11 protein-coding genes are annotated in these 9,554 nt (G+C 65.4%); 5 read left to right on the top strand and 6 right to left on the bottom strand.

Features of this window, described 5'->3' with window-relative positions; genetic code table 11:
* Window positions 1-137: 137 nt before the first annotated feature.
* Window positions 138-512 (top strand): nuclear transport factor 2 family protein, encoded by a 375-nt coding sequence (locus CH271_RS00390; RefSeq protein ID WP_094631994.1) that lies wholly within the window; start codon window positions 138-140, stop codon window positions 510-512.
* Window positions 513-646: 134 nt separating this feature from the next.
* On the opposite strand, the gene menE is transcribed toward CH271_RS00390, so the two are convergent.
* From menE to CH271_RS00365, 5 genes are read right to left on the bottom strand one after another with little or no spacing between them, the layout of a single operon-like run.
* A complete protein-coding gene (gene menE / locus CH271_RS00385; protein WP_218828523.1) occupies window positions 647-1,735 on the bottom strand; it encodes an o-succinylbenzoate--CoA ligase in 1,089 nt (362 codons plus the stop codon).
* 58 nt (window positions 1,736-1,793) lie between these two features.
* Window positions 1,794-2,108 (bottom strand): DUF3349 domain-containing protein, encoded by a 315-nt coding sequence (locus CH271_RS00380; RefSeq protein ID WP_094631990.1) that lies wholly within the window; start codon window positions 2,106-2,108, stop codon window positions 1,794-1,796.
* Window positions 2,109-2,111: 3 nt separating this feature from the next.
* A complete protein-coding gene (locus tag CH271_RS00375; protein ID WP_094631988.1) occupies window positions 2,112-2,441 on the bottom strand; it encodes a DUF3349 domain-containing protein in 330 nt (109 codons plus the stop codon).
* Window positions 2,442-2,464: 23 nt separating this feature from the next.
* On the bottom strand, window positions 2,465-2,752 hold the full coding sequence (locus tag CH271_RS00370) for a hypothetical protein (protein ID WP_037187055.1): 288 nt from the start codon (window positions 2,750-2,752) through the stop codon (window positions 2,465-2,467).
* A gap of 7 nt (window positions 2,753-2,759) precedes the next feature.
* Complete coding sequence (locus CH271_RS00365; protein WP_037187059.1) at window positions 2,760-3,926, bottom strand: inorganic phosphate transporter; 1,167 nt, start codon at window positions 3,924-3,926, stop codon at window positions 2,760-2,762.
* 112 nt (window positions 3,927-4,038) lie between these two features.
* On the opposite strand from CH271_RS00365, the gene CH271_RS00360 reads away from it, so the two are divergent.
* Together CH271_RS00360 and CH271_RS00355 are read left to right on the top strand one after the other, a co-directional pair.
* Window positions 4,039-5,463, top strand: coding sequence for a hypothetical protein (locus tag CH271_RS00360; RefSeq protein ID WP_256986104.1), 1,425 nt, complete (start codon window positions 4,039-4,041; stop codon window positions 5,461-5,463).
* Between the two features lie 99 nt (window positions 5,464-5,562).
* Window positions 5,563-6,852, top strand: a complete 1,290-nt coding sequence (locus CH271_RS00355; RefSeq protein ID WP_094631986.1) for a sensor domain-containing phosphodiesterase — start codon at window positions 5,563-5,565, stop codon at window positions 6,850-6,852.
* Here CH271_RS00355 and CH271_RS00350 read toward each other — a convergent pair.
* Complete coding sequence (locus CH271_RS00350; RefSeq protein WP_094631984.1) at window positions 6,849-7,229, bottom strand: VOC family protein; 381 nt, start codon at window positions 7,227-7,229, stop codon at window positions 6,849-6,851. The genes CH271_RS00355 and CH271_RS00350 overlap by 4 nt on opposite strands.
* A 1,160-nt stretch (window positions 7,230-8,389) precedes the next feature.
* On the opposite strand from CH271_RS00350, the gene CH271_RS00340 reads away from it, so the two are divergent.
* Complete coding sequence (locus CH271_RS00340) at window positions 8,390-8,995, top strand: MspA family porin (protein WP_094632008.1); 606 nt, start codon at window positions 8,390-8,392, stop codon at window positions 8,993-8,995.
* A gap of 100 nt (window positions 8,996-9,095) precedes the next feature.
* Window positions 9,096-9,482: a hypothetical protein gene (locus tag CH271_RS00335; RefSeq protein WP_143545982.1), complete on the top strand. Its 387-nt coding sequence runs from the start codon at window positions 9,096-9,098 to the stop codon at window positions 9,480-9,482.
* Window positions 9,483-9,554: the final 72 nt, after the last annotated feature.

Raw genomic sequence — 9,554 nt, 5'->3', positions numbered from 1 at the left:
GCCCACCTCCGCCCACCCACCTCCGCCGCAAACGCGCGCGCATTTGCCGAACGCGCGCAGTTTCGCGACCTGTTCGTGGGCTGTTCCGCGCGCACCTGACAAACGCGCGCGCATTCGTGCGTGAGACAGTGCACCCCATGCCGCCTGCCTCTGCCGGTCGACCCAACGCCGACGACGACCTGTCGACGGTTCTCGAGCTCGAGCGAGAGCTGCAGACTGCGGAATGTCGACGCGATCGCGAGAGGCTGGCCCGTCTGCTCGCCGACGACTTCACCGAGGTCGGAGCCTCGGGCACGATGTGGGACAAGTCGTCGATACTCGACATGCTCGGCAGCGAAAGCCCTGTGGACATCGAGGTGATCGAACCGACCGGACGGGTGATCGGCCCAGGTTATCTGCTGCTGCAGTGGATTTCGAAAACTAGGCAGATGCGCGCTCGCCGAACCTCGCTGTGGCGGCGTACGGACACCGGATGGGAACTGGTGCACCATCAAGGCACGCCGCTCGCGTGACCACTCCGGCGCAAACGCGCGCGCGTTTGCTGAACGCGCGCAGTTTCGCCACCTGTTCGCGGACTATTCCGCGCGCACCTGACGAACGCGCGCGCGTTTGCCGCCAACCGGGGGACTTCCGAGCAGCGGCCTGCTCAGCGCTTCCCCAGCATTGCCCGCAATTCTGCTCGATTCAGTTTTCCCGGCCCTCGGGTCGGCAGTGAGTCGAGGAGAAACAACTCTCGTGGCGCGGCCGTGACGTCCAACGACGATGCGACGTGAGAGCGCAACTCCGTCAACGTCACCGGCGCAGAGGCGACCACTGCGACCACCACTTTCTGCCCCAGTCGCTCGTCGGGCAATCCCACGACGGCGCACTCGAGTATCGCACGATGTGTGATCAGTGCTGCCTCGACGACCTGAGGGACGACGGTCAACCCACCGGTCGAGATTGCCTCGTCGAGTCGCCCCGAGATGCTCAGTACCCCGTCGAGGATGGTTCCGGCGTCGTCGGTGCGGAACCACCCCGGTTCGGCGAAGGCCGGATGATCGGGTAGACCGCGGTATCCCGAGGCCAGAGTTCGTCCACCCAACACGACCCTGCCGTCGTCGATGCGTACGACGGTGCTGTGCAGCGGAACTCCGTCGTACACGCAGCCGCCGGCCGTTTCGCTCATGCCGTACGTTCGAACCACGCGGATCCCTGCAGCATGTGCCTTCTCCCGCAACGGAATCGGCGTTGCCGCCCCGCCCAACAACACAGCATCGAGCGAGGCCAACGCAGCCACGGCCTCGGGATTCTCGAATACCTTCACCAATTGGCCGGGAACCAGGGACGTGTAGCGCAGGGGTCCCGACATCCGGCCCACCGATTCGATCAGGGCGACCGGGTCGAAACCGCGGGACACATCCATGATCACCGGCGAGGTTCCGGCGAGCACACTGCGCAGCAGCACCTGCATTCCGGCGATGTGGTGCGCGGGCAACGCCAGCAGCCACGACCCCGGTCCGCCGAGTCGTTCCTCGGTGGCCGTCGCCGACGCCACCAGTGCAGACGCGGGGAGCATGGCGCCCTTGGGAATTCCCGTCGTACCCGATGTCGCGACGACCAGGGCGACGCCGTCGTCGATGGGGGTACCCGGTGCCAGGGCGTCGTGCAGGCGGTGAATCTCGCGAGGATCGTCGGCGGGGACGGGAAGCAGGGCCGGGCCGTCGCCGGCGAGCATGCGGCTCAGCCGCGGCATGATGTCCGCCGCTGTCGGTCCCGACGGAATGGAAACGCTCTCGAGCACGGACTCGAGGTTAGTCCGTGCGGCGGAGGGTGAACGGGTCGGCCAGGGGCCACCCTCCGGCGGCGAGGTTCGCGCGCACTCGATTGATGTCCTCGTCGCGGGGCATCTCGTTGGTGACCTTGGTGATGGTGACCGAGATGCCGGCTTTGTCCGCAGGCAGCCGACCGTCGGCGATGAGGGCGTCCATCACCGACTGCACTTCGTCGTCGGACAGTCGCCGAGTCAGGAGTGCAAGGAGGGGAACGTAGTCCGCCTCGGGTACCCCGTCGGGATACCCGCCGCGAAGCCAACCGACGATCGAGTGGAGGAAAGACGGGACCGACATGGACTACAGGGAAGCCGGATCTGCCAGAGGCCATCCACCTGCTGCGAGACGCGCCGAGACGCGCGCGATGTCCTCGGCCGTCGGCTCGGCGTCGATCTGGTCTCGGATGTACGTGGCGATCTCGTCGTGCGAGATAGCCCCGTCGTCGAGTGCTCCGTTGGCGGGGGAGACCAACTCGAGCACGATCTCCTGCACCTGGGTGTCGGTCAATGCGGCGCGGCGCAACAGAGCGACGAGCGGGAAGCGGTCCTTGGGCGGGACGCCCTCGGGGTAGCCCGCCCGAAGCCATTGGAGCACCGATGCCGGGAAGGCAGTCTTCGTTGAATCGGTCATGACGACAGGAGTCCTTTCTCGGGTCAGAAGACGGAGATGCCGAACGTGCTGTCGAGGAAGTTCTTCATGATGAAGAGAATCCCGGCCACGATGGCCACGACCACGACGGTGAAGCAGGCAATCGCGGCGGCGGTGGCCACGGCGGGGCGAGCAACTCGGGTGGTCCCTGCTGCCGCGGCATCGTCGGACGGCTCACCGACGGACAGTGCCTTGAGACCGAAAGCGAAGATCGCGGGCAGGCCTGCGCCCAGGAGCAGACCGACGAGAACAACCTGCCAGAGCGAATCGAGAGTGTGCTTCAGAGTGTCCATGAGTACTTCAGACCTTCACTGGAGAGTCGGTGGGCGCCGGAACGAGGCCGCCGTCCCATTCGGCGTTGACGTTGCCGGGATCGACGGGTTCGCGACGTGAGCGGATGTACATGAAGGCGGCGAGTGCGACGAGGATGGCGAACACCACGAGGATGCCGGGCAGCCCGCCGATCGTGTGGGCGAGCAACCAGCAGACGGCACCGACGATTCCGGCGAGCGGCAGGGTGATCACCCAGGCGACGGCCATACGGCCGGCGACGTTCCAGCGCACTGCGGCGCCCGGCTTGCCGAGTCCCGATCCGAGGATCGAGCCGGTGGCGACCTGCGTGGTCGACAGCGGAAGGCCGAGGTGGCTGGACGTCAGAATGATCGCGGCCGAGGACGCCTCGGCGGCCATGCCCTGCGGAGATGCGATTTCGACCAGGCCCTTGCCCAGGGTGCGGATCACGCGCCAGCCGCCGAGGTAGGTGCCGAGGGCGATCGCGAGCGCACAGGTGACCTTCACCCACAACGGCATCTCCGAGTCGGGGGTGACGGTGCCGTAGGCGACCAGGGCCAGGAAGATGACGCCCATCGTCTTCTGAGCGTCGTTCGTGCCGTGTGCGAGCGAGACGAGCGAGGCCGAACCGATCTGGCCCCAACGGAATCCGCGCTCCTTGGACTTCTCGGGTACGGAGTTGGTGATGCGGTAGATGACCCACGTGCCGGCGGTGGCGACGAGGCCGGCCACGATCGGGGCGAGGACAGCGGGGAGGACGATTTTGCTCCAGACGCCGTCCCACACAACGCCGCTGGTGCCCAGACCGGCCATGGTGGCACCGATGAGGCCGCCGAACAGTGCGTGCGACGAGCTGGACGGAATGCCGAGCAGCCAGGTCGCGAGGTTCCACAGGATGCCGCCGACGAGGCCGGCGAAGATGATGGTCAGTAGAGCTTGACCGCCGGTGTCGCCGAGATTGACGACGCCCTTCGCGACGGTGGCTGCTACCTCGACGGACAGGAATGCGCCGACCAGGTTGAGGACAGCGGACAGGGTGACCGCAACCTTGGGCTTCAGTGCCCCCGTTGCGATCGACGTCGCCATGGCGTTGGCGGTGTCGTGGAAACCGTTGGTGAAGTCGAAGGCCAGTGCAGTCACGACCACGACGAGAAGTACGAGGAATTCAGCGCTCACGGTGGAAAGTGTGGGACACGAACGACGTTTCGAGGAAATTTCTTGCGAAGTGTTCTTCTTGGGCACCTCGAAGTCGTGTTGCGTTCATCTTCCGTTCACATTTTTGCCTTATATGTCCCATTCTGCTGTGGCGTGGCGCACGGCTCTCGTCTTCGCGGATCGAGTCGCTGTGGAACAGTGGAACATCGTGAAGGGATCGGGCATGGACGACGCGGTGTGGGCGGCTCTGTCGTACTTCGATTCCGTCGATCCTGCGCTCGCCGCCGACGCGCGACTGGGGTGGGACGGTCTGGTGGACGTGTCCCCGCCCGCTGGCCCGACGCAACATTCCGTGCAGACCTTCCTGTGGGTGTATCTGCGTCACGCGGCCGAGGGGCCCGATCGCGCGGTCGATATCGCCCGCGCGCTCGGCGACCTACTCGACCGGCTCGGACGCGTCGGATACGCGGAGATTGCCCGAAGCGCCGTCACCGAGGAGCTCGTGCGAACACCCGACGACGCCGCATGGTTGCAGCGCTATCGCGCCGCCACCGAACAATCGGGCATCGGTGCCGTCGATACCGAGCTCGTCACCTGGCAGGACGCACCGGCCGGCGTCGAGCGGGCCATCGTCGAAAAGATCGGCGAGACACTGGAAGTCGCGACCATCGCCGGCGAGTTCGAGCCGTCGAAGCCCGGTGGGCGACCGCTCGGTGCCAACGCACAGGCCATGCGTCGTCGCGGAGTCACCGATGCTGTGCTGACGTCCGATCGAGGCAAGGACGACTCCGAGGCCGTCCTGCTCGAGCAGCTTCTCGACCACCGCATCGAGTTGTGGAGCAATTACAGCGCACCACGAGCAGAGCTCTATCTGGGGCTGCGCGAGACGTTGCACGAGGCCGCCCGGCCTGTGTACGGCTGTGTGCGCAGGCTCGAGAGCTTCATCGGCTGCATCGGGGACGGCGTCGCGTTGACCGACGCAGGGTATCTGCCGGACGAGCTGGTGGCGAGCATCGCGACCACAGTGTTTCCTCCGGCCGAACGTCCCATGCACATCGGCCGCGAACTCGACACGGAGAAGGTACTGATTGTCCGACGCCTCCTGATGAGGGTGCGTCTGCTGCGTCGTTCCGCCGGGCGGTTGGTACCGACGGCCCGAACTCGACAGCTCAGCTCCGACGGGCTCTGGCGCGTGCTCACCGCAGGCATCGTCGGAACCGAATACCATCCGGACACGATTGCCGCCGAGGTCGTTCTGGCGCGCATGATCGTCGGTCACGATGTCGCCGACGTGGAAGCGACAGCAGACGACCTCGCGCGTCTGCTGCGAGCCGAGGGATGGACCCATTCCGGCGAGGAGCCCGTTGCCGAGCACGCCGAGCCGCTCGCTCGGACGCTGGTGGCCGAACTGAGCGCGCTCGGTGCGTTCGAGGTGCCGGAACCGGGTCACGTGTCCGGATCGCAGACCTCCGGTTCGGTCGCGACCGACGAAGGCAAGCGACTCGCCGCAGCGGTACTGCGGCATCGGCTCCTGCACACGCGCTATCCGTCGTTGTGACCGCTCGCGGACGGGCTATCGGTCGAAACTGCCGATGTGGCACGGTTAAGCTCACTTGGATCCGGTTCCAGAATGGGCCCGGCTGTACGTTGCGAGGTGATGCCGGTGGACGGTGAGGTCGCGGACACCGCGCGCTCCCAGTCTCGCCGGCAGAGTGACTCCGCTCGTCGATACCTCGATGTCGAGGCGACGACGCCTGCTCTGCGCTCGACAGTCGAATTCGCCGCACGCAGCGTCGGATTCGCCATAGCCCAACTCAACGTGCTCGACGAAGACACTCAGTACACGCTGGTGAACGTCGGTGGACCGCCGGTGTCCACGGTCGTGCGAGCCGACACCCTCTGCGACGACGTGGTGCGCTCCGGCGAACCAGCAGTCGTGGCGCACGGCCGAGTCCACGCCACCACCCGGCAGCGCGCCATCCTCGACGACAACGGCATCGCGTCCTACGCGTCGGTTCCGCTGCGCGGGCGAGAGGGCCTGGTGATCGGTACCCTCTGCCTGCTCGATCGCACGCCGCGCCCGCTGTCGGGCGAGCAGATGCAGGAACTCGAACAGTTCGCGTCGGTACTCGAGGAGCAGCTCGACCTGCATCGCCGCGTCGGATCGGGCGTCATCCGGCTCGGTAGCGACAACGACATCGCCGACTCCATCGCCGACGGTCACATCGTCCCCTGGTTCCAGTCGATCGTGGATCTGCGGACGGAGGAGATCGTCGGCTTCGAGGCGTTGGCGCGTTGGCACCACCCCACCCGCGGGATGGTGGTGCCCGCGGATTTCGTACCGTTCGCCGAGGCCAGCGAACTGATCATCGACGTCGACCTGAGTGTTCTCGCGCAGGCCGCCGCCGAGATGAAGAAGTGGCACGTTCATCGTCCTGACCTGCGGCTGACCGTCAACATCTCGGGACGCCACCTCGCGCATCCCGACGGTGTCAGTCAGCTGCAGCGTGCCATCGCGTTCTCCGGGGTGTCGCCGTCGTCGATCTCGCTCGAGCTCACCGAGACCACTGCCGTGACACCGGGGCCGCTGCTGCGCAGGCACATCGACGATGTGCATCGGCTGGGCTTTCGGGTGCTGCTCGACGATTTCGGTTCGGGCTGGTCATCACTCGAACGACTGGTGACGCTGCAGCCCGACGGCATCAAGATCGACGGGCACCTGACGCGATTCATCGACACCGTGGCCGGACGGGCGATGATCAAGTCGCTGGCCGGCGTGGCGAAGGACCTCGATCTGACGATGATCGTCGAAGGCATCGAGAGCCGCGAACAGGCCGACGCTGCGCTCGAGCTCGGCTGCACTCTGGCTCAGGGGTATCTGTGGTCGCGGCCGCAGTCTGCAACGGCGGTGCTACGTGCGATTGCCGACGATGCGTCGAAGCGCTAGCGGTTGTCGCGCCGAAGCGGGTGATCCTGCGGGATCTGCACCAGCACGATGGGAATCGCGTCCGGATCCTCGATCCACATCTCGATCAGACCCCACGGCTCCGTCCGGGCCTCACGCACTATCTCGATGCCGGCGGCCGCTAATTCCTTTGTAGCAGAATCGATATCACGTACCTGCAACCACAGAGCGCCGGAGAACGAACCCGATTCGTCGCCGCGATGGTGCGCGGCGATCTCGAGCAGACCCTGACCCGCGAAGAACACCGTCCCGCCGGGGTATTCGCGACACACCGCCAACGAGAGACCGTCACGGTAGAACTCGAGAGTCCTCTGGTAATCGACCGGCCGGAGAATTGTCCGAGAAGCGAGGATGTCCACACCGCATGGATACCACGATCATCCACAGTCTTCCCGCATACTCCACTCGCGAAGGCCCACCATCGAAATCCATCGCACTGCGGTGCATGCCGCTGCACGTGCTCCAGTCGCGAAACAGTATTCGTGGCCGTCCCCGAATTCAACGAATTACCTTGTTCTTTCGCGGAATACAGGCGCACCCGCCACCAAGGCATTCTGGGTTCACCTGTGGCGGCGCTGGAGAGGGTGATCTCGAGGCAGAATCTCTGCAGTGAGGGCGGATATCGCGGCTCGGGCGTGCGTGGTGCCGTCACCACCGGTCGCGGTGTGGGCGCTGATCACCGCCAGGAGTAGATCGGCGGTGAGCCCAGGGTCGCGCCGTGGCGACTCGGACGAGGCGGTCAGGGCGTTCACCAGTGCTCTGTTGCAGCGGTTTTCGAGTGGCCGTGCGTGCGCGACCGGCGAACTCGTTACCGGTCCAGCCGCTCGCGGTGAGATCGCCGATGCTGACAGCGCGTCCAGTGTTGATCAGATCTGCCGCGGCAGCGAGGATCGTGCGACGAGTACGAATGGATTGCTGCTGCTCGTCGATCGATGGGCCGAGAAGGGTTGTGGTGGAAAGACTGTCACCGACTCGGGGCCGGCCGCTCTGCATATGCGCGCGGTATCACCAGCCCCCTGCGAGCGCATTGGCGACGCTGTGCCCGACCACGTGTGAAATCCGCTCGAGGGCCGCCGGCGCCGTCCGATGCTGTTGTCGTACTCCATAGTTGGTCGGCTGCAACGATCGGCCTGAACATGCGCACGATGCTCTGGTCGAGGTAGCGGGGTGTCCACTTGTCATGGGTCGTCACCATTCTGTGACTATGAGGTGCGTCACTCGCTGTGGTGCGGTAGATCGCCTGGTCGTGCGTGTCCGGAGATGTTTCTGTTACGTCCGGGTGGGGGTGTCGCCGGCGTGGTTCGGGTGTCGAGGGTCTGTCGGGGATGTGTGGGGTGTTGTACCGTCCCGGGCAGATCTTCAGTTATCTTTCAGCAATCATTGTGGTCGATGGAATCACCGAATCGTGTACGGAGACTCGCTCATGGAAACGATGGCACGCGCTACGACTGGTTCGGCGGTGCGGGGACGTGGCGTATCGAGGGCTGTGGCTGGTTGTGTGGTGGTGTCGGCGGCAGTGATGGTGGGTTCGCTTGCGTTCGCGGGCAGTGCGTCGGCGACGCCGACGCCGTTGGCCGACAAGGTCGCGAGCACGGTCACCGATGACGGCTGGACGTTGGATCTTACTGCCAGCAACTTGTCGGTGAACCCGGTTCCGAACGTGGCGACGACGGCGTTCACGCGGGAGGGGTTCGTCTCGGCGAAGGTCACCGGCACCATCACCGGTGCCGGTGGCACGGCGGTGAAAACCGGGTACATCGAACAGGGCCTGCAGATCGGGTGTCAGATCGATGTCTCCTCCGGACTCGGTGTGGGGCTCGGGTTCTCGTTCGGTCCGTCGGTGGGTGTGTCGATCTCCGGTACCGGCCCCAGCGCGAATGTCGGTGTCAACGCGTCGGTGAACCCGAGTATTCAGGCCACCATCGCGCCGGGGACGATCACCACGATTGCGCTGGGCACGAAGGATCTCGAGGCGTCGAAGGCTTCGATCACGGCGGAGAACGTGCATGTGAAGGTCGATGCGTGCATGGGTCCGGTCACGGTCCGCTCTTATGCGCAGTTCGCGGTGTCGACGGCGACCTCGGACAACAGTGTGTTCGTGTACTCCGACCCGACTTGGCTCTGACACAGCCCTGTAGCCCGGTCGGTTATCGGTTTACGGCCGCGTGCAGCGATTTCGATTGTCGACCAACAGTTTCCGCACTCACCCTTACCTGAGGAGCATCATGTCTTTCACTCGTACGAAGCGAATCGCAGCCACCACCACAGCAGCCACGCTTGCTGCAGGCGGCGTTCTGCTCGCCTTCGCACCGGCAGCATCGGCAGCACCCACCCGTGCTGAACTCGGTGCCCCCGTTGTGCAGGTTCCCCTCAATCATGCCCTGACCGTCGCGGCCCGTGACAGTGGTATTCCGGCCGCTCTGGCCAACTTGGATATCACGATTCCGGTGCAGGGGTGGGAGAGGGTGATCGACTCGTCGGCCAACGTTCTGGCAATCGGGACCGCTCGGGCTGCGCAGTACCCCAACGGTTGCGCTTCCTACGAGTTCTACCTTCCGCCGAGCGGGGGGTGGGCAGCCGCAGCCGCCTCGTACATCAACTGCCCCTGGTAGAGAGCACCTTCTTCCTCCAGATGCATCTCCTCCCGCTTTCCGACCCAGCTGGTTGCGGGTATCGCGAGTCCC

Source organism: Rhodococcus sp. 05-340-2 (assembly GCF_002258915.1).
Taxonomy (GTDB): Bacteria; Actinomycetota; Actinomycetes; order Mycobacteriales; family Mycobacteriaceae; genus Rhodococcoides.
Note: the sequence above shows the minus strand (reverse complement) of the source record. Positions and strands in the feature narration are given on the sequence as shown.